Annotated in this window: 18 protein-coding genes; 9 read left to right on the top strand and 9 right to left on the bottom strand. The window is 64.0% G+C overall.

Annotated elements, in window-relative coordinates:
* The first annotated feature begins 176 nt into the window (after positions 1–176).
* From LRX75_RS12225 to LRX75_RS12215, 3 genes are read left to right on the top strand one after another with little or no spacing between them, the layout of a single operon-like run.
* The gene (locus tag LRX75_RS12225; RefSeq protein WP_231814706.1) at positions 177–1,211 is read left to right on the top strand and encodes an XdhC family protein; all 1,035 of its coding nucleotides are present in this window, start codon (positions 177–179) and stop codon (positions 1,209–1,211) included.
* Positions 1,208–2,854 carry an NTP transferase domain-containing protein gene (locus LRX75_RS12220; RefSeq protein WP_231814704.1) on the top strand — a complete coding sequence of 549 codons (1,647 nt, stop codon included), beginning with the start codon at positions 1,208–1,210 and terminating at the stop codon, positions 2,852–2,854. The genes LRX75_RS12225 and LRX75_RS12220 overlap by 4 nt, the downstream gene beginning before the upstream one ends.
* A gap of 3 nt (positions 2,855–2,857) precedes the next feature.
* A complete protein-coding gene (locus LRX75_RS12215) occupies positions 2,858–3,181 on the top strand; it encodes a TfoX/Sxy family protein (RefSeq protein WP_231814703.1) in 324 nt (107 codons plus the stop codon).
* Here the strand turns inward: LRX75_RS12215 and LRX75_RS12210 are convergent.
* From LRX75_RS12210 to LRX75_RS12190, 5 genes are all read right to left on the bottom strand, one after another.
* A complete protein-coding gene (locus LRX75_RS12210) occupies positions 3,170–3,613 on the bottom strand; it encodes an NUDIX domain-containing protein (protein WP_231814701.1) in 444 nt (147 codons plus the stop codon). The two genes, LRX75_RS12215 and LRX75_RS12210, sit on opposite strands and share 12 nt — an antisense overlap.
* 114 nt (positions 3,614–3,727) lie before the next feature.
* Positions 3,728–5,344, bottom strand: a complete 1,617-nt coding sequence (locus LRX75_RS12205) for a DEAD/DEAH box helicase (RefSeq protein WP_113151717.1) — start codon at positions 5,342–5,344, stop codon at positions 3,728–3,730.
* Positions 5,345–5,544: 200 nt separating this feature from the next.
* Positions 5,545–6,873 carry a M23 family metallopeptidase gene (locus LRX75_RS12200; RefSeq protein ID WP_231814699.1) on the bottom strand — a complete coding sequence of 443 codons (1,329 nt, stop codon included), beginning with the start codon at positions 6,871–6,873 and terminating at the stop codon, positions 5,545–5,547.
* 92 nt (positions 6,874–6,965) lie between these two features.
* The gene (locus tag LRX75_RS12195; RefSeq protein WP_231815017.1) at positions 6,966–7,775 is read right to left on the bottom strand and encodes a ferritin-like domain-containing protein; all 810 of its coding nucleotides are present in this window, start codon (positions 7,773–7,775) and stop codon (positions 6,966–6,968) included.
* 71 nt (positions 7,776–7,846) lie between these two features.
* Positions 7,847–8,320: a peroxiredoxin gene (locus tag LRX75_RS12190; protein ID WP_231814697.1), complete on the bottom strand. Its 474-nt coding sequence runs from the start codon at positions 8,318–8,320 to the stop codon at positions 7,847–7,849.
* A gap of 340 nt (positions 8,321–8,660) precedes the next feature.
* On the opposite strand from LRX75_RS12190, the gene LRX75_RS12185 reads away from it, so the two are divergent.
* Positions 8,661–12,125 (top strand): DUF3971 domain-containing protein, encoded by a 3,465-nt coding sequence (locus LRX75_RS12185; protein ID WP_231814695.1) that lies wholly within the window; start codon positions 8,661–8,663, stop codon positions 12,123–12,125.
* A gap of 7 nt (positions 12,126–12,132) precedes the next feature.
* Here LRX75_RS12185 and tyrS read toward each other — a convergent pair whose 3' ends face one another.
* Positions 12,133–13,389, bottom strand: coding sequence for a tyrosine--tRNA ligase (gene tyrS, locus LRX75_RS12180; RefSeq protein WP_231814693.1), 1,257 nt, complete (start codon positions 13,387–13,389; stop codon positions 12,133–12,135).
* Positions 13,390–13,514: 125 nt separating this feature from the next.
* On the opposite strand from tyrS, the gene LRX75_RS12175 reads away from it, so the two are divergent.
* A complete protein-coding gene (locus LRX75_RS12175) occupies positions 13,515–14,639 on the top strand; it encodes an anhydro-N-acetylmuramic acid kinase (RefSeq protein ID WP_231814691.1) in 1,125 nt (374 codons plus the stop codon).
* Positions 14,640–14,647: 8 nt separating this feature from the next.
* Here the strand turns inward: LRX75_RS12175 and LRX75_RS12170 are convergent, their stop codons facing one another.
* The 3 genes from LRX75_RS12170 to LRX75_RS12160 are packed head-to-tail and all read right to left on the bottom strand — an operon-like array spanning position 14,648 to position 15,962.
* Entirely contained in the window at positions 14,648–14,857 is a 210-nt protein-coding gene (locus LRX75_RS12170; protein ID WP_231814689.1) for a hypothetical protein, read from the bottom strand.
* A complete protein-coding gene (locus tag LRX75_RS12165) occupies positions 14,854–15,279 on the bottom strand; it encodes a putative toxin-antitoxin system toxin component, PIN family (RefSeq protein WP_231814687.1) in 426 nt (141 codons plus the stop codon). The genes LRX75_RS12170 and LRX75_RS12165 overlap by 4 nt, the downstream gene beginning before the upstream one ends.
* A gap of 5 nt (positions 15,280–15,284) precedes the next feature.
* The gene (locus LRX75_RS12160) at positions 15,285–15,962 is read right to left on the bottom strand and encodes an alpha/beta hydrolase (protein ID WP_231814685.1); all 678 of its coding nucleotides are present in this window, start codon (positions 15,960–15,962) and stop codon (positions 15,285–15,287) included.
* 267 nt (positions 15,963–16,229) lie between these two features.
* Here LRX75_RS12160 and LRX75_RS12155 point away from each other — a divergent pair, with 267 nt between their 5' ends.
* The 4 genes from LRX75_RS12155 (at position 16,230) to sufC (ending at position 20,312) form a co-directional block, all read left to right on the top strand.
* Positions 16,230–17,396: a cysteine desulfurase family protein gene (locus LRX75_RS12155; RefSeq protein WP_231814683.1), complete on the top strand. Its 1,167-nt coding sequence runs from the start codon at positions 16,230–16,232 to the stop codon at positions 17,394–17,396.
* A 137-nt stretch (positions 17,397–17,533) separates the two neighbouring features.
* On the top strand, positions 17,534–19,003 hold the full coding sequence (sufB, locus tag LRX75_RS12150; RefSeq protein WP_231814681.1) for a Fe-S cluster assembly protein SufB: 1,470 nt from the start codon (positions 17,534–17,536) through the stop codon (positions 19,001–19,003).
* Between the two features lie 102 nt (positions 19,004–19,105).
* Entirely contained in the window at positions 19,106–19,429 is a 324-nt protein-coding gene (locus LRX75_RS12145) for a GIY-YIG nuclease family protein (protein ID WP_231814680.1), read from the top strand.
* A gap of 127 nt (positions 19,430–19,556) precedes the next feature.
* The gene (gene sufC, locus LRX75_RS12140) at positions 19,557–20,312 is read left to right on the top strand and encodes a Fe-S cluster assembly ATPase SufC (RefSeq protein WP_113151705.1); all 756 of its coding nucleotides are present in this window, start codon (positions 19,557–19,559) and stop codon (positions 20,310–20,312) included.
* Positions 20,313–20,320: the final 8 nt, after the last annotated feature.

Here is a 20,320-nt window from a genome sequence, read left to right as displayed (position 1 = left end):
GCGGGGATGCCCATGTTTTCGCTCGGAGAACGCAAAGGACGACGAGGCCGGCGGCGCGAACAAGGCGCGAAGCGGTCGCGGAAAATCCGCTGTCCCCGTTGCTGAAAACCGACGGCGGACGCCCTATATCGGTCATCGTGCGGCAACCGCCGGTTTCCATGATCAGAGATATGTCGATGACGAACGATGTAGAGGCGCATGATCCCCTCCTGCTTGCGCAGGCCTGGAGCCAGCAGGGCCGGGCGGTGGCGCTCGCCACGGTGATCGAGACGTGGGGTTCCGCGCCGCGACCGGTCGGCAGCCATCTCGTCATCGACGAGAACGGGAATTTCGACGGTTCCGTTTCCGGCGGATGCGTGGAAGGGGCCGTGGTGGCCGAGGCGGCGGACGTGATCGCCTCCGGCGAGGCGCGCGTGCTCTCCTTCGGCGTGGCCGACGAGACGGCCTGGCAGGTCGGCCTTTCCTGCGGCGGACAGATCCGCGTCCTCGTGCAGACGGTCGGCGCCGGGCTCGACCTGCCGTCCCTTCGTCGGCTCAACGAATGGCGCGCCGGCCGGCGTGCTGTGGCATCCTCGACCGATCTTGCGACCGGTCGCACGCACGTTTTCGCCGAGGGCGAGGCGGTGCCAGACGATGTCGGAGCGGCCTTCGTGTCCGGCGTGTCGCGACGGGGTGCCGACGGACACTGTTTCGTCAACATTTACCGGCCGCCGCCGCGGCTGGTGATCATCGGCGCCGTGCATATCGCGCAGGCTCTGGTGCCCATGGCCGACCTCGCCGGGTTTTCCACGCTCGTGATCGATCCCCGCACCGCCTTTGCCACGCCCGAGCGCTTTGGCGGCGTCGATCTTGTTGCCGACTGGCCGGACGACGTGTTGCCGGGACGCCCGCTCGATGCCTATACGGCGCTGGCCGCCATCACGCATGATCCGAAGATCGACGATACCGCGCTGAAGGCTGCGCTGGAGGCCGGGTGTTTCTATGTCGGTGCCCTCGGCAGCCGGAAGACGCATGGCAGACGCGTCGAGCGGCTTCAGGCTCTGGGTCTGACGCAGGCGGCCATCGCGCGTATCTCCGCGCCCATCGGCCTCGCCATCGGGGCGGCGACGCCTGCGGAAATCGCGGTGTCGATCCTCGCCGATATCATCCAGTCGCTTCGAGCGCGACCGGTTGCGGACACTGTCTTGGTGGCTGGGACGGTCGGCGCATGAGGTTCGGTCCGGTTCCGCTCGGCGATGCGGAGGAGGCTATACTCGCCCATGCCGTGGTCCTTCCGGAGGGGAGGCTCGCCAAAGGCACGCGGCTTGGCGCCACGGATGTGGCGGCGCTTGCGGCGATCGGCATGGATCGGGTGGTCGTTGCCCGTCTCGGGGCCGACGATATCGGCGAGGATGCGGCGGCGACGTTGATTGCGGCGGGTCTGGCACCGGACCATATGACGTTCTCGCCAGCCTCGACCGGCCGCCTGAACGTCCACGCGTCTGTGGATGGCCTCTTCGTCGCGACGCGCGACCGTGTGGACCGCTTCAACCGCATCGACCCCGCCATCACGCTCGCCTGCCTTGCCGATCACGTGGCGGTGCGGGCGGGCGACATGGTGGCGACGATCAAGATCATTCCGCTTGCCGTGGACCGGCGAAGTGCCGATGAGGCCGCGGCGATTCTGGGCGAGGGACCGGCCTTTGCCGTCAATCCGTTTATCCCGCGTGACGTTACGCTCGTCTCGACCCTGCTGCCGTCGTTGAAAACGCAGGTGATGGACAAGACGCGGCGTGTGCTCGAGGATCGGCTGCGGCGCTCGGGAAGCCGCCTTCTGCACGAGGTCCGCGTGGCGCACGAGCAGGGTGCCGTGGCCAAGGCGATCCGCGACGCCATGGCGCAACCCTCCGCCCGATCACGTCTGGTGATCGTGTTCGGCGCATCGGCCGTGACCGATCGGGACGACGTCATCCCGGCGGCCATCCGTGAGGCCGGAGGCACTGTCGATCATTTGGGCATGCCGGTCGATCCGGGCAATCTTCTCGTGCTCGGCACCCTCGGCGATATCAGGATCATCGGCGCGCCGGGTTGCGCGCGCAGCCCGAAGGAGAACGGTTTCGACTGGGTGCTGGACCGGATTCTTGCAGGCGAGACGGTGGGTGCGCAGGAGATCACGGGCATGGGCGTTGGCGGACTTCTGGCGGAAATTCCCACACGTCCGCGTCCGCGCGCGCGCAGCGAAACGGATGGGAACGGCTTTCAGGCGATGAGCCCGCTGATCGTGCGTCCGGTCGTCCTTGCGGCCGGGCAGGCGAGCCGTATGGGCACGGCGGGGCATCACAAGCTTCTGGCGACCTTCGACGGCGTGCCGCTGGTGCGCCGGACGACGGCGGTGGCGCTTGCCGCCAGCCCCGCACCGGTGGTGGTGACGGGACATCGGGCGGGCGAGATCCGGGAGGCGCTGTCCGGCCTCGATCTGGTGCTCGTGCACAATGAGGATTTCGCGTCGGGCATGGCCTCGTCGCTGATCGCCGGCCTCGATGCTGCCGGGCCCGAGGCGGATGGAATGCTGGTGCTCCTGGCGGACATGCCGGGCGTCACGGCAGACGATCTTCGCCGGTTGATCGCGGCGTTCGAAGAACAGGGTGGACGGGTGGTGGTGCGCGCCGTCTATGGTGGCAAGCGGGGTAACCCGGTGATCCTGCCACGCGCGCTGTTTCCGGCGCTCCGCACGCTCGAAGGCGATGTGGGGGCACGGCATGTGATCGAAACGGGCGGACTGCCGGTCGTCGATGTCGATATCGGACCCGCCGCCCATCTCGATCTCGACACGCCGGAGGCGATCGCGGCGGCCGGTGGCGTGCTGAAGGGGTAGGACATGGATAGCGAGGCGATCGAGGATCTCTTTTCCGGGCTCGGCCCGGTGACCATCAAGCGCATGTTCGGGGGCAAGGGCGTCTATCGCAACGGGCTGATCGTGGCGATCGACCTCAACAGCGAACTGATGCTGAAGGCGGATCGCGAGAGCGCACCGCTTTTTGCCGCCGCCGGTGCCCGCCAGTGGAGCTATGCGGGAAAAGCGGGCAAGAAGCCGGTGTTCATGCCCTACTGGTCGATTCCCGATGCCGCGCTCGATGATCCCGAGGAAATGACACGCTGGGCGCGGCTGGCCTATGACGCGGCGGTCCGCTCAGCCAAGTAGCGCCTGCGCCCGGAGCGCGGCGATCGCATCGGCGGCAAAGCGGGAGAGGGGCGCGGGCAGGGCGTCGAGATCGTACCATCCGATATCCGAGAGCTTGTCCGGCTCGGTCTCCTGAGGATCACCCTGCGTATCGCGCGTGACGTAGATCAGCGAGATCCAGTGCTGCCGGTCCGCTTCGATCACATGCTCGCTGACGCAGAGAAAGTCGATGGCATCGCCGATCGCGAGCCCGCTTTCTTCCACGCCCTCGCGACGTGCCGCCGAGCGGCTGTCCTCCATCATATCGACCTTGCCGCCCGTGATGGTCCAGTGTCCCTGTTCCGGCGCCTTGAGCCGGCGGCAGAGCAGGATGCGATCGTCCCGCAGAATGGCGAGACCGCAGCCGACGCCGGGAAAATCGATGCCGGGAGCGGCAGACTTCGATGTCGTCACAGCGACCTCCATGATCAGGCACGATGGCGCGAAGCCGCCTGCCGGTCCAGCAGAACGCAAGAAGCGCAGCGGTTCATGGAACACGCTGCGCTTGCGCTGTCTCCGTCAGGCCGATCAGGCCTTGCCGGCAACCAGCATGAAAGCGGGGATCTCGTCGCCGAAACCGACCGGGGTCGGGCCGTCGTCATGGTCGCGGCGATAGCGGTTGCGGCGGTCGCGATTGTCGTCGTTGGCAGGCGACGCCGGGCGGTGGTTCCGGGGGCCGGCGTTCTGCGGCTTCGGGTCTGCCTTGCGTTCTGCTCTCACGGGTTCAATCCTTGGCTGCACCGGTTCGGTCTGGAGATGAGTATCGTCTGTCTTGATGTCAGGCTTGTGACCGACAGGTTTGCCGGCTTCCGTCTTCACCGCATCCGGCTTGTAGCTCTCGGCGCTGTAGCCATCCGGCCGGGTGCCGTAGGGACGCGGGGCATCGGGATTGTGGTCCACGACGTGGCGCGGGGCGTGATCGCGTTCCCGCTCGCGTCCGCGCCGCTTGCCGTCACGGCCACCCTTTTTTTCGGGGCGACCGGTTTCCGTGCTCTCCATCGGCGCCGGCAGGTCGTCGAGACCGCCATTATGCCATTCGATCTTCTGGCCGATCAGCTTCTCGATCGCGTCGGACGCTTTCACGTCGCGCCGGCTGACCAGCGTGAAGGCAGCGCCGGAGCGGCCCGCGCGGCCCGTGCGGCCGATCCGGTGGACGTAGTCCTCGGCATGGATCGGAACGTCGAAGTTGAAGACATGGCTCACATCCGGGATGTCGAGGCCGCGTGCGGCAACGTCGGAGGCGACGAGCAGCGTGATCTGATTGTCCTTGAAGCCCGCGAGCATCTTGGTGCGCGAGCTCTGGTCCATGTCGCCATGCAGCGCGCCCACCGAAAAACCGTGGCGGGACAGCGAGCGGAAGAGATCGGCTACATCGAGCTTGCGGTTGCAGAAGATGATCGCGTTTTTCAGCTCGTCCTGCGACCGGATGAGATCGCGCAGAATGGCGCGCTTCTCGTAATCCTTGCCGTGGGTGGCGACGAAGCGCTGCGTCACGGTCTTGGCGGTCGAAGAGGGCGGTGCGACCTCGATGCGTTCCGGGTTCTGCAGGAAGCGGTCGGCCAGCTTCTGGATTTCCGGCGGCATGGTGGCCGAGAAGAACAGCGTCTGGCGCGTGAACGGGATGAGCTTGGCGATGCGCTCGATATCGGGAATGAAGCCCATGTCGAGCATGCGGTCGGCTTCGTCGATCACGAGGATCTCGACGCCGGTCATCAGCAGCTTGCCGCGCTCGCAATGGTCGAGCAGGCGGCCGGGCGTGCAGATCAGCACGTCGGCGCCGCGTTCCAGCTTGCGGTCCTGTTCGTCGAACGACACGCCGCCGATGAGAAGCGCGATGTTGAGCTTGTGGTTCTTGCCGTATTTCTCGAAGTTCTCGGCGACCTGGGCGGCGAGTTCGCGCGTCGGTTCCAGAATGAGCGTGCGCGGCATGCGTGCCCGAGCGCGGCCCTTCTCCAGCAGCGTCAGCATGGGCAGCACGAAGGAGGCCGTCTTGCCCGTTCCCGTCTGCGCGATCCCGAGGATATCGCGGCGCATCAGCGCCGGCGGAATGGCGTTCGCCTGGATGGGCGTCGGGATCGTGTAGCCCGCATCGGTGACGGCGGAGAGAACTTTTTGGCTCAGGCCAAGATCAGCAAACGTTGTCAAAGGGAAATCTGTTTCCGTTCCGGTTCTAACGAACTCTGGTGCCGCGGGCCGCGCTCTCGAGGTCCGTCGTGGGCGCTCATAGGCCCAAGCTCGCGGAAAGTCAAGAAAACTGGCGCTTTGCGGCAATCGAGACGCGTCAAGTCGGGGAATCCGGCTCGAACACCCTGAATATGGGACGGAATTTCCGTTTGGGAAGCGCGTCAGTCGATATAGCTGCTGAGCTTCATGCCGGCGTTGAGGAAGCGCATCGGATCGACCGCATCGCCGTGCAGCCGGACCTCGTAATGCAGGTGCGGACCGGTGGAGCGACCCGTGCTTCCGGAACGGGCGATCGCTTCCCCGGCCTTCACGACATCGCCGACATTGACGAGAATGGTCGAGAGATGCCCGTAGCGCGTGCTGACGCCGTTGCCGTGATCGATCTCCACCATGTTGCCATAGCCGCCATTACGGCCGGCAACGACGACCTTGCCCGGCGCGGTCGCGCGTACGCTGGTGCCGATGGCAACGCGGAAATCGATGCCGGCATGCAGCGCGAGACGGCCGAGAAACGGGTCCAGCCGATTGCCGAACTGGCTGGTGATGTCGCTCTGCGGGGCGGGGTTGCTGAAGGGCAGCTTGCGGACTTCGCCGCGGACCTGCTCGAGGCGCACAAGCGCGGTGTCGAGTTCGACCAGCTGTCGGTCGAACACATCCGTCGTGTCCGGCTCGACATAGGGACCGCCCATCGCGGTATCCGTGCCGTCGGCGTCGCTGCGGCCTCGCGCGGCATCGACGTCGGCCGGATCCGGCGTGACGGAGAGGCCGGTGCGGGCGACGATGGTCTCGATGGCATCGGTCGCGCTGATGGCGCCGGACGTCAGCGTCGCGATCCTGTCCTTCTGCGAGCGCTCGATATCCTTCAGGGAGTGGGTGACGCGGGAGAAGAGGCGGTCGGCGCGATCGGTGATCGTATCGCCGCCGCGCGCGTCGGTGCGGGTGAAGGGGGCGGCGTAGGCAAGGGCCGGCCCCTTGGGCGCCGTCTTCGCGGCAAGGCCCATCAGGCGTTCGATGGCCTGGATGCCGCCCGTGGCGTCCGCATGCTTTTCGCTCTCGGCCTTGTCGGTGCCGGGATCGGCCAGGCCGGATTCCTCCGCGCGCTCGATGAGGGAGCCGAGCTTGCCGTGGCGCGAGGTGAGGGCCTGTTGCTGCTGGAGAAGCTTCTCCACCTTTTCCTCCACCACCTGCTGGTCGAGCAGCTGCCGGCTGGTCACACGATCGACCTGGGCGCGCAGCGCCGAGATGCGATCCTCGTAATCGTGCTGCATGCGCGCCTGACGCGCCATGGTGCCGCCAATCAGATCGTCGCGCAGCACGAGATAGGAGGTTGATGCGAGGTAGCCGACGGCAAAGAGGGCGCCGAGCGAGACACCGACGGCCGTCATCCATGGACGCACCGTCATGTGGTGGACTTTTTCACCCCGGGCGAGGATCAGGATCGGCTGTTCCTTGCGCTTGCCGAATATCGGGCTTCCCGAACTCTGAGACACAATGTACTCCCGCCGCATGCCCTAAATTCCTGCGTGGAGTAGACCTTGTTAAGGTTAATATTTGCTTGATGAGACCGTGATCCGGTCCCGGCTCAGATGTTCACCGAGGCCGTCATCGAGCGGTAGAAGGACGGCGTGAGGCCGGCTTCGGCGCGGGCGACATCGTTGAACGGCGCCTTCAGCGGGCCGCGAAAATTGGCGCGCACGAGATCCTGGAATGCCCGCGCGGGATCCTTGCCCTCGCGGGCACAGAGGAAGCGGAACCACTTGGCGCCAACGGCCACATGGCCCTTCTCGTCCTCGTAGATGATGTCGAGGACCGCGGCGCTGGCGTCGTCGCCCGATTGGCGCATCTTCTCCTGCAGCGCGGGCGTCACGTCGAGACCGCGGGCTTCGAGAATGAGAGGAACGACGGCGAGCCGCGCCGTCAGGTCGTTTCGCGTGTCATGCGCGGCCTGCCACAGCCCGTCATGGGCCGGCAGGTCGCCATAGTCGGCGCCGAGATCACGCAGCCGGTTTCGCACCAGCCGGAAATGCTTGGCCTCCTCGAAGGCAACCCGCATCCAGCCATCGAAGAACGAGTTCGGCACGCGCTCCGTCGCGAAACGGGCGACGATGTCGAGCGCGAGATCGACGGCGTTCAGTTCGATATGGGCAATGGCATGGAGGAGGGCGATGCGCCCGCGCAGCGTCGTCAGCGCGCGACGCGGAACGCGCTGGGGCGGGATCAGCTCCGGCTTCTCCGGGCGGCCGGGACGCGAAGGGACCGGCGTATCCAGCGGCGAGCGCAGGGACAGGCGCCGCTCGCTCCAGCGGCGCGCCGCCTCCTGCGCAAGGTCTGCCTTGAGGTCGAGATCGGCGGCGCGAATGGCGCGTGCGGCGCCGTCCCGCAGCGATCGCATCGCGAGCGAAGACGGGCTTGCGTTTCCGGAGGCTGCGGTTTCCGCCGAATCGCCCGCCGTCGCTTCGTCGCTCACGCGGCTGCGGCCTGGACGGCGGCGAGGACCTCTTCGGCGTGGCCGGGAACCTTCACCTTTTCCCACACGCGGGTGACGATGCCGTCCGGCCCGATGAGGACCGTGGTGCGCTCCACGCCCATGTATTTCTTGCCGTACATGCTCTTCTCGGCCCAGACGCCATAGGCTTCGAGCGTCGTCTTGTCCTCGTCCGCCGCGAGAATGACGGCAAGGTCGTGCTTGGCGACGAATTTGTCATGCTTCTTGGCCGAATCGGGCGACATGCCGATCACGACGGCGTTCGCGGCTTCGAAGGCCTTGATGTTGGCCGTGAAGGCGATCGATTCGGCCGTGCAGCCGGTGGTATCGTCCTTCGGGTAGAAGAAGAGCACGACCTGGCGGCAGGCCTGTTCGGCAAGCGAGACGGTTCCGCCGCCGTCGCGCGGCAGGGTGAAGTCCGGCGCCTTGGCGCCTGTGGCGATAACGGTCATGTTGGCTCCTGTTTTCGTCCGCTTTCTCGCCGGATGACGTCGAAAGACGTCGCTCCGACCATTTGTCGCCTCACTTATATGGTGCAAAGCGGCATGCCGTCATCCCCGCCGGGGAGAACGGCGGATCATGGACGGCGATTCGACGGCTCGTGTCGTCCATCACGATCATCGGCGCGCACGGTTTTCGTGGCGCAAACTCCGACGCCGGTTGCCGCATCGTCTGCCGAAAGGCAGAATGGATGCGGTGGTCCATTGATTTGTTAGACAAGGCGTACGCCTCGAGCCACGGGATTTTGCCGAGACATGCATTTTTCGACCTTCGCAGAGGCCGACGCCGCTCATGAGTGAGATCCGGGGTGAAAAGACCGTTTTCCGCAAGGAGGACATCGTCGCGTTGCACTCGCTGCCTTCGGCGCAGGCGTACGATCCCTGTATCCTGCATGCCACCACGCGCCGCCGCTGGCCCCGCCGCTGCGTCAAAGGGTTTCTCGGGCTCGTCTGCGTCCTCATCCTGTTTGCCGCCGGTCTCGTCATCGCGGTGGAAGCCGGCGGGATCGACCGCATTCTGAACACGCGCGCCCAGGCGGCGCTGAACAATGCGCTCGGCGATGCCTATCACGTCGATGTCGGCAGCACCGTGGTTCGCCTGACCGGCGACGGCGCGCTGGCGCTGAAGGCGCAGGATGTCTCGCTGAAGCGCAACGCCTCCGACGAGCAGCTGCTGACGACCGAGTCTGTCTTCATCGAACTCGACCCGTTTTCGCTCCTGTCCGGAAAGATTTCCGTCTCGCGCATCGAAGCCGAAGGTGCGCGCCTCGCGCCGGCCATCCTGCCGCAGGGCAAGCCTCTCGACCTCACCCGCATCCGCATTGCCGATGTCAGCGGGGCGATGGAGGCCGTCTTCGCGCAGATGGACACGATCTCCAGCCTGATCGCCCGCAGCGGCACGCAAGTGGTGCGCATCGCCGATGTGATGCTGCCGCTTTCCGGTCCGCGCAACCGCGTGGTGAAGCTCGACGTTCATTCTCTCGATTTCGCCCGTGCCGAGAATGGGTCCATGACGATTCGCGGCGATGCCGCGATCGACGGGACGTCGACGGCACTGCAGCTGACGGCCGACAGTGACAAGGGTCGCATCGTCCGTCTCGGCGGCGCCGTGACCGGCCTTCCCACCTCGGCCCTTCTCTACCGCGCGGAGACCGCGACCGAGCCGCCCTTCGGTCTCGATACCAAGGCCTCGATCAACCTGTCGGCCGTGCGGGCCGGCGCGGGCGTTGCCCCGCAACTGACCATGTCCGGCGCGCTCGACCGGGGCGTCTTCGTCGCGAGTGGCCTGCAATCCGATCTCCTGCCGTCCGACGTCAATCTCGCTTACGACTTTCAACGCGGCAGCATCGAGGTGAACACCTCGACGGTGCGTCTCGGCAAGTCCGTGTTCCCGTTCAGCGGCTCCGTCCGCGACATCGATTCGACGAGTGCGGCCTCCATGGCGCCGGCGGCCACGCTGTCTCCGGCAACGCCTCCGTCGGACCCCATGGCGCTCGCTCTACCGAAGGGTTTCAGCATCGATGTGCTCGTCAAGGGCGGAACATCCGCGCCGATCGATGTCAACGAACCGCCGCTGACCTTCGATGCGAAGGTCGCGGGCGATTTCCAGTCCGAACGGCACGCCATGCTGTTTCGCGAGCTGTCCGTCGCCAGCAAGCTCGGTACCTTCGCCGGTTCCCTCTCGATCGCCTTTTCGAGCACCTCGCCGCAGATCAACTTCGCGGGCCTGACCACGGACATGCAGACGGCCGGCATCAAGCAGCTCTGGCCCTGGTGGGTCGGCAAGAAGGCCCGCAGCTGGGTGATCGCCAATATCTTCGGCGGAACGGTCAACAACGGCAAGATCGAGCTCGCGATCAAGGAAGGACGGCTGGCGGAGACGGCCGGTCCGGTGGAGCTGGCCGCGGACGAACTCATGATCGATTTCGACATCGGCGGGGCGCGCGTCAACATCACCGGAGACATACCGCCTCTGCGGGACGCGACCGGCCATTTCACGCTGCGCGGGGAGCGGGCCGATGTGGATATCACCAGCGGCACGGCCTATTTTCCCTCCGGTCGCACGGTGACGCTGAATGGCGGCAACCTCATCCTCCCGGATACCTATGGCAAACCGCTGATGGCCGAACTGAAGCTGCAGGTTTCCGGCGAAGCCGACGCGATTGCCGAACTCGTCAGCTACCGGCCGCTGGAGGCGCTGCAGAAGACCCCGTTCAAGGCGGAGGACTTTTCCGGCCCCATGACGGCGGATGTCGGCGCCCGGTTCGGGCTCGCCCGCGACCAGCACCCGCCGCCGCCGGAATGGCAGGCGGAGATGCGTCTGAACGGCGTGTCGCTGAAGCCGCCGATGGCCGGCCGCGAGATCTCCGATATCGACGGGACGCTGCGCATCGACCCCCAGCACGCCGTGCTCGACGCGAAGGCGGCGGTGGACGGCGTGACCATGAAGCTCGACGCCGTGGAGCCGATCGGCGCGAACAGCACGGTCAAGCGCAGCCGCACTGTCTCCGGCACCTTGCCAGACGGGGCGCTGGCGAAGTTCGCACCGGGGCTCAGCGGCATCGTCGATGGACCCGTCGGCCTCGACGTGAACCTGGAGGACGGCGACAAGCAGGTGGTCAAGGTCGATCTGGAGGGTGCGACCCTCTCCCTGCCGTGGATCGGCTGGAGCAAGGGGCGCGGCGTGCCTGCGACATCGAGCCTGTCGGCCGTGACGAAGGACGGGGTGACGTCGATCAGCGACTTCAAAATTTCGGGCGAGAGCTTTGGAGCCGGCGGAGCGATCACCATCGACAAGGCCGGTCTGGCCGCCGCCGACCTCACCTCCGTGCGCCTTGCGGCCGGCGACAACTATGCCGTGTCCGTCAAGCGACAGAAGAGCGGCTACGGCGTCACTGTCAACGGCAGCTCGGCCGATATCCGGTCGGTCATCGATAGCCTGAAATCGCCCGGCGCAAAGGGCGACGTGTCCGAGGCCGCGGCCAAGCGCGTCTCGATCGATGCCGCGCTGGAAAGCGTGCAGGGGTTTCACTCGGAAACGCTCTCCAACGTCAACCTCTCCTACACCGCCCGCGGAAAGGCGATCGAGGGTCTGAAGCTGAAGGCGGTGACCTCGACCGGACAGGCCGTGGTCGGCGATCTCGTGGCGTCCGGTGCCGACAATATCGTCCAGCTGACGAGTGGCGATGCGGGGGCACTCGCGCGGTTCGCGGATATCTACGCCAATATGCGCGGCGGCCTTCTGAATCTGAAGCTGCGGGACCGCGGCGGCAACTCCTGGCGCGGAACGCTCGATATCCGCAAATTCGCGCTCGTCAACGAGCAGCGGCTGCAGTCGATGGTCTCCTCGCCCTCGACATCCGACGGGCGAAGCCTCAACCAGGCGGTCAAGAAGGATATCGACATGAGTTCGGTAAAGTTCGAACGCGGCTTTGCCAATCTCGCGCTCGACGGCGGGCAGATCGCCCTCGACAATGGCGTCGTGCGCGGCAACGATGTTGGTGCGACCTTCCAGGGCGTCGTGCGCGACCCCAACGGTAAGATCGATATGACCGGCACCTTCATGCCGGCCTATGGTCTCAACCGCCTTTTCAGCGAATTGCCGCTGATCGGCACCCTTCTCGGGAACGGCCGCGATCGCGGCCTGCTCGGCATCACCTTCAAGCTGACCGGCTCCTTCACCAAACCGAACCTGACGATCAACCCCCTGTCGATCATCGCGCCGGGGGTGTTCCGGAATATTTTCGAGTTTCAGTAGGAGATATCTAGGCTCTCTTCACCAAGAAGATTTTCTTGCCAAGCTGAACTTTGAAGGCTCCCGAGTCCTGATAGGTATTGCTCCACGCAATTATCTGTTTGGCATCGACAATGGCTTCATCGTTTATTTTCAGCCCGCGTTGCTCAATCTTCCGTCGCAGCTCGGACTTCGATGGAAAAAGATTTGTAGCAAGTGCGATTTCGCCAGCCGAACGCCCGTAGAACCATTTCCCCTCATCACTTATCGAGACGGTGGGAAGGCTACTCGATGCGCCACCTTCCTCGAAGGTCTTGCGCGCGGTCTCGGCAGCCGCTTCCGCGGCGGCGCGGCCGTGCAGGATCGCGGTTACCTCGGTTGCCAGCGTCTTCTTCGCCTCGTTGATCTCGGCGCCGCCAAGCGCCGTCAACCTGGCGATCTCGTCCATGGGCAGTGTCGTGAAGAGCTTGAGGAAGCGGCCGACATCGGCATCTTCCGTGTTGCGCCAGTACTGCCAGAAATCATAGACCGGAAGCAATTCGGCGTTCAGCCAGATCGCGCCGGAGGCCGACTTGCCCATCTTCGCACCGGACGACGTGGTGAGCAGCGGCGAGGTGAGCGCGTAGAGCTGCTGCGTGCCCATCCGGTGACCGAGATCGATGCCGTTGACGATGTTGCCCCACTGGTCCGAGCCGCCCATCTGCAGGCGGCAGTCGTAGCGCTTGGCCAGTTCGACAAAATCGTAGGCCTGCAGGATCATGTAGTTGAATTCGAGGAAGGACAGCGACTGCTCGCGATCGAGCCGCGTCTTGACGCTGTCGAAGGAGAGCATGCGATTGACGGAGAAATGCCGGCCGACATCGCGCAGGAACTCGAGGTAGTTGAGCGGACGCAGCCATTCCGCATTGTTGACCATCAGCGCGGCATTGCCGGGCTTGTCGTAGTCGAGATAGTTCGCAAAGCAGCGCTTGATCGAGGCGATGTTCTCCTCGATCGTTTCCACGGTCATCAGCTTGCGGGCCTCCTCCTTGAAGGAGGGATCGCCGACCATGCCGGTGCCGCCGCCCATCAGCGACAGCGGCCGGTGGCCGGTTTCCTGCAGCCAGTGCAGCATCATGATCTGCGTGAGATGGCCGACATGCAGGCTCGATGCGGTCGGATCGTAGCCGATATAGGCCGTAACGACCTCCTTCTGAAACAGCGCGTCCAGCCCGCTCTCGTCGGAGAGCTGGTGGAGAAAGCCGCGCTCGTCGAGGGTGCGGAGGAAATCGGACTTGAACCTGGACATAAACGTAAACTCTTCGATCTGGCGGAAGCCGGGCCTTTAGCATTGTTTTTTGCGAAGTGCATCCGTCTCGGTCATGAATGTTGCGAACGATGACGGCGGACACGATTCGGGCGGGAGGGACAGGAATGACGGCGGTGAAGACGGCGATCGGGCTGATGAGCGGCACCAGCATGGACGGGATCGACATCGCGCTCGTGACGACCGACGGCGAAGCGGTCGTCAGGCGCGGCCCAAGCCACGGTCTCTCCTACGACAGCGGCTTTCGCGCACGGCTGAAGGCGGCGCTCGTGATGGCGGGCGCGATCCGGCATCGTGCCGAGCGTCCGGACGCGCTTGCGCGTATCGAGCGGGACCTGACGCTGCTGCATGCCGTGGCCGTGCACGACTTCCTGCATGCGCAGGGGCTGAAGTCTTCCGGTATCGATGTGATCGGTTTTCACGGGCAGACGGTGCTGCACCGGCCGGACGATGGCTTGACCGTGCAGATCGGCGACGGTGCTCTGCTGGCGGCGGAAACGGGGATCGACGTCGTCGATGACATGCGTGCGGCGGACATGGTGGCCGGCGGGCAAGGTGCGCCGCTCATCCCCGTCTATCACCGGGCGCTTGCCGCCAATCTGCCGGGCGATCTCGACGGGCCTGTCGTGTTCGTCAATATCGGCGGGATTTCAAACCTGACCTTCGTCGGTGACGACGGGCAGCTTTCTGCCTTCGACTGCGGCCCCGGAAACATGCTGATCGACCAGTGGGTCGAGGCCCATGAATGCGGGGCGTTCGATGCAGGCGGCGCGATTGCGGCAGGTGGCGCCGTCGTGCCCGATCTGGCGGCCCGATATCTGAACCATGCCTTCTTCACCGACAACATCCGGCGCTCGCTCGACCGCGGCGATTTCGCGCCGCCTGCCAAGGGCGAGGTGTCGCTCGCGGACGGGGCGCGCACGCTCGCCTATGTCACGGGTGCTGCGATCCTGCGCTGTGCAAACCACCTGCCGGCCCGACCGAAGACCTACATCATCTCGGGTGGCGGTCGGCTCAACCCGGTCGTCATGAGCGAATTCTCGGCGCTGGCGGGGCAGAGCGGCGCCCGTGTCGTTTCCTCCGATGCCGTGGGGCTGGATGGTGGTGCGATGGAGGCGGAGGCCTGGGCCTATCTCGCGGTGCGTTCGCTGCGCGGCTTGCCGCTGACGTTCCCAGGGACGACGGGCGTGCGGGAACCGGTGAGCGGAGGTATCTTCCGTCCGAAACCGTGATCGACGGATCAAGGGCGCCTGAGAAGCTCCAGTGCCAGTTCGACTTCGTGCCGCCCGCGTTCGGCCTCCCGAAGGTAGAGTTCGCGAGCTTCGAACTGTTCGACCATATGCACCGCAACATCCGACATCAGTGTCTCGACACTCACGCCACGTTCTCCTGCAATGCGCGCGACCTTCTCGGCGGTGTCCTGTGATAGCGGAATGACGATCGCGTTCATGGCATCATCCTTTGCAGCAACGACTGGGGCGTCTCGATAACGATGTCCGGGAACTTCAGGTCCATGGACCGAAAGTCCCGGAGATTGTTCGTGACGATCGTAGCGCCGTTTGCGGCGACAGCCAATTCGAAAACGTGGTTGTCGGCTTCATCGACGAGGTTGGGCCGCCAACTGAAATATATGTCGTGCCATCGGCATGTCGATATAAAAGCACGCAGCAGCAGGTTGCGCTCCAGACTGTCCAGACGCGCCCTGTCGAAAATCGCCGCTCGGGAAAGGACGTCCCGATACTCCAGGAAAAGCGACGCCGATAGAACCGGCGTCAGTTTCTTCAAAAGGCAAAGCTCGATGACCTTGGACGAAGCGCCGCTTCCGATACAGGCGCTTGTGAGCACATTCGTATCGATAACGACGTATGGCATCGGTTTTAGCGAATGCGCTTCGCCGCAGGCTCCGGCGTCAGCTCGCCGTTCAGGCGGCGGTCGAGATAGTCTTCGCACTCGGCCATCAGCGTATCCACCTGGCCGTTGAAGAAGTGGTTGGCGCCGGGGATGGTGTGGTGGGTGATCAGGATGCCCTTCTGGGTCTTCAGCTTCTCGACCAGCGTGTTGACGTCCTTTTCCGGAGCGACCTTGTCCACATCGCCGTTGATGATGAGGCCGGAAGACGGGCAGGGTGCGAGGAACGAGAAGTCGTAGGTATTGGGCTGCGGAGCGACCGAGATGAAGCCTTCGATTTCCGGACGTCGCATCAGAAGCTGCATGCCGATCCACGAGCCGAACGAATAGCCTGCGACCCAGCAGCTCTTGCTGTCCGGATGCATGCTCTGGACCCAGTCGAGCGCCGAGGCGGCATCGGACAGTTCGCCGGCGCCGTGATCGAACTCGCCCTGGCTGCGGCCGATGGAGCGGAAGTTAAACCGCAGCGTGGTGAAGCCGCGCTTCTGGAACATATAGAAAAGCTGGTAGACGATCTGATTGTTCATCGTCCCGCCGAACTGGGGGTGGGGGTGCAGAACGATCGCAATCGGGGCATTCTTCTGCTTGGAAGGCTGATAGCGGCCTTCCAGTCGGCCAGCGGGTCCGTTGAAAATGACTTCGGGCATTGGGTCTCCGGCGTGAGCATGGTTCCGATAAGCGGATAAGACGGCCGAGCTGTCTTGACGAAAGCACTCAGCTTTTCTAAAACCAGTTTAGAACCATTCAAAACTTGGCACGGCGTGCGTGCAGGTGTCGTCTCTTACGGCAAGCGAAGCGAAAACTTCAAGGAAAATGCGGTGCCTGCTCCGGTTTAGATGGGCCGGCAGGCGCTTTTGGCAAGAACAGATCCCGGCGCACAATCCTGCGTCAGGGAGAGGATACGGACGGTCGATATGGCCACGGCACGGATCTACATGGACTGGAACGCAACGGCGCCGATCTCGGATGCCGCGCGCGACGCGTTTCTGTCCGCGTTCGACCTGACCGGCAACGGCTCCTCCGTCCACGCGGAAGGCCGGCGGCTGAAGACGGTGATCGAGGCGGCGCGACGCGACGTCGCAGCGCTCTGCGCGGCCGATGCCGCTTGCGTCACGTTTACCAGCGGTGCGACGGAAGCGGCCAACATGGTGCTGACGACCGAGTTCCGCATGGGCCGGACACCCCTTGGTGTCGGGCGTCTCTATGTGTCGGCCATCGAGCATCCCGCCGTGCGCGAAGGCGGGCGCTTTCCCCGGGATCGTGTCGAGGAACTGCCGGTCACGTCGACGGGGACGATCGACCTCGATGCGCTCGACCACGCTCTTGCAGCGCATCCGCGAGACGAAGGCATTGCGATGGTTGCCGTCATGCTGGTCAACAACGAGACTGGCGTCATCCAGCCGATCGCGGAGGTGTCCGCGCGCGTGAAAGCGGCCGGAGGGCTTCTGGTTGTCGATGCCGTTCAGGCTGTCGGCCGCATGCCGGTGTCGATCTCGGATCTGGGTGCGGACTTTCTCATCGTCGCCTCGCACAAGATCGGCGGCCCGAAAGGGGCGGGTGCGCTTGTTGCACGGGGCGAGGTGCTGATGCCCCGCCCGCTCATCCATGGCGGCGGGCAGGAAAAAGGGCATCGCTCGGGAACCGAGAACCCGGCGGCGCTTGCCGGTTTCGGAGCAGCTGCACGTGCGGCACAGGATGCGCTCGGCGTTTACCCTGCGCATGTCACGACTTTGCGTGACAGGCTGGAAGCCGGCATGCGGGTAGCCGCGCCGGATGTGCTGATCCACGGTACCGACACGCTGCGCGTGGGCAACACGACGTTTTTCAGCCTGCCGGGCCTGAAGGCCGAAACCGGGCAGATCGCCTTCGATCTGGAAGGTGTCGCGCTGTCGGCCGGGTCCGCGTGTTCTTCGGGAAAGGTGGGGCAGAGCCACGTGTTGATGGCGATGGGGCAAGATCCGTCGCTTGGCGCACTGCGTATCTCGATGGGGCCGACGACGACGGTCGAGGAGATCGACCGGCTGATCGACATCTTCGCCCGGATTGCCGGACGGCGCCGGTCGACTGTCGCCGCGGCATGAAGAAAGCGTGTAAGAGCGGAGTTTTCGAGGCCGAAAAAGGGTGAAACTCCCCGCTCGGCCCATTACATAGACGGCACGACACAATCGTGCCTCACAGAGGGCCGGATCCTTGACATCCGGCAAGACGGGAGAATGACATGGCTGCCGTGCAGGAAACAATCGATCAGGTGAAACTGATCGACGTTGACCAGTACAAGTATGGTTTTGAATCGATGATCGAGATGGACAAGGCCCCGAACGGCCTGTCCGAAGACATCATCCGGTTCATTTCCGCCAAGAAGGATGAGCCCGACTGGATGCTCGAATGGCGTCTGGAGGCCTATCGCCGCTGGCTGACCTTGACCGAGCCGGATTGGGCACGCGTGAACTATCCGAAGATCGATTTCAATGCGATCTCCTACTATGCCGCGCCGAAGAGCACGCCCGGCCCGACCTCCATCGACGATGTCGATCCGGAAATCCTGAAGATCTACGAAAAGCTCGGCATTCCCCTGCGCGAGCAGGAACTGCTTGCCGGCGTGAAGACGTCGAAGATCGCGGTCGATGCCGTGTTCGACTCGGTCTCGGTCGTCACGACCTTCAAAGAGGAGCTGAAGAAGGCCGGCGTGATCTTCATGTCGATCTCCGAGGCCGTCCGCGAGCATCCGGACCTGGTGAAAAAATATCTGGGCACCGTGGTTCCGACGACGGACAACTATTACGCGACGTTGAATTCGGCGGTATTCACCGATGGCTCCTTTGTGTTCGTACCCAAGGGCGTTCGCTGCCCGATGGAACTGTCCACTTATTTCCGTATCAACGAAAAGGGGACCGGTCAGTTCGAGCGGACGCTGATCATCGCGGAAGAGGGCGCCTACGTGTCCTATCTCGAAGGCTGCACGGCGCCGCAGCGCGACGAGAACCAGCTGCATGCGGCCGTGGTCGAGCTCGTGGCGCTGGATGATGCCGAGATCAAGTATTCGACGGTCCAGAACTGGTATCCGGGCGACAAGGACGGCAAGGGCGGCATCTACAACTTCGTTACCAAGCGCGGCGATTGCCGTGGCGACCGGTCGAAGATCTCGTGGACGCAGGTCGAAACCGGCTCCGCGATCACCTGGAAGTACCCGTCCTGCATTCTGCGCGGCGACGACAGCCGCGGCGAGTTCTACTCGATCGCGGTGTCGAACGGCCACCAGCAGATCGACAGCGGAACGAAGATGATCCATCTCGGCAAGAACACGTCGAGCCGCATCATCTCCAAGGGCATCGCCGCCGGTGTGTCGCAGAACACCTATCGCGGCCAGGTCTCAGCTCACCGCAAGGCGACGAACGCGCGCAATTTCACCCAGTGCGATTCGCTTCTGATCGGTGACCGCTGCGGCGCGCATACCGTGCCCTACATCGAGGCGAAGAACTCCACGGCGCAGTTCGAACACGAGGCCACGACCTCAAAGATCTCCGAGGACCAACTGTTCTATTGCCTGCAGCGCGGCATCCCGGAAGAGGCGGCGATCGCATTGATCGTCAACGGCTTCGTCAAGGAGGTCATTCAGGAACTGCCGATGGAGTTTGCAGTCGAAGCGCAGAAGCTGATCGGGATTTCGCTTGAGGGGAGCGTGGGGTGATAAGGCTTTAGGGCCGCGTTCCTACCATCCTCGTCATCCTCGGGCTTGTCCCGAAGATCTGATGCGGGTCCCATGGAGACAGAGTTGTCAGGCTTCGTTTACATGATGACCGATAAACCTCGCGGCGTGATCTATACAGGCGTGACGAGCGATTTGACGTGTAGAGTGCGTGAGCATCGGGATCATGTCCACGAAGGGTTTACGGCGAAATACAGAGCGGAAAAGCTGGTGTGGTTCGAACGGCACCCGAACATTGTCATAGCCATACAGCGCGAGAAATCGCTGAAACGGTATCGGCGGGAGTGGAAAATGAAGCTGATAGAGGGCCTCAATCCAACGTGGATCGATCTGTTTGAACGTATCGATGAACTCGACAATCTTTATCGTCCTCACGCGAACACGATAACGTGGGACAATTATAATTGAGACGATGGCAGATCCTCGGGACAAGCCCGAGAGACGTTCGCGGGTTGAACCGCGGTTTCGCCATCGTCTTTCAGGATCAAATAAGCCATTGGTCGTGATCGCCACTGGCCGCCGGAAGGAATGACCAATGCTTGAAATCAAAAACCTCCATGCCCGGATCGCCGAGGATGGCACCGAGATCATTCGGGGACTGAACCTGACTGTGAAGGCCGGGGAAGTTGCGGCCATTATGGGGCCGAATGGGTCGGGGAAATCGACGCTGTCGTATATTCTCTCGGGCCGCAAAGACTATGAAGTGACCGAGGGCGACATTCTGTACAACGGCGAGAGCATCCTCGAGCTCGATGCGTCGGAGCGTGCTGCGAAGGGCATTTTCCTGGCCTTTCAGTACCCGGTCGAAATCCCGGGCGTTGCCACCATGCAGTTCCTGAAGGTGGCGATGAACGAGCAGCGCAAGTATCGCGGCGAGGACGAGCTGAAGACGCCGGACTTCATCCGCCGGGTGAAGGAAGCGGCGGCCGAGCTGAAGATCAACCCCGACATGCTGAAGCGTCCGCTCAATGTCGGCTTCTCGGGTGGTGAGAAGAAGCGCGCCGAGATCCTGCAGATGGCGCTGCTCGAACCCAGCCTCTGCATTCTCGACGAGACCGATTCGGGCCTCGATATCGACGCGCTGAAGATCGTGTCGGACGGCGTGAACGCGCTTCGGTCGCCGGATCGCGCCGTGATCGTCATCACGCACTATCAGCGCCTGCTGGAATACATCGTGCCGGACACCGTCCATGTCCTCTACAAGGGCCAGGTCATCAAGACCGGCGACAAGTCGCTGGCGCTGGATCTGGAAGCCAACGGCTATGCCGACATCATCGGCGCGGCGGCTTGAAGGAGCGT

Source organism: Rhizobium quercicola (genome assembly GCF_021168455.1).
Taxonomy (GTDB): Bacteria; Pseudomonadota; Alphaproteobacteria; order Rhizobiales; family Rhizobiaceae; genus Ferranicluibacter; species Ferranicluibacter quercicola.
This window is presented reverse-complemented; position numbering and strand designations above follow the sequence as displayed.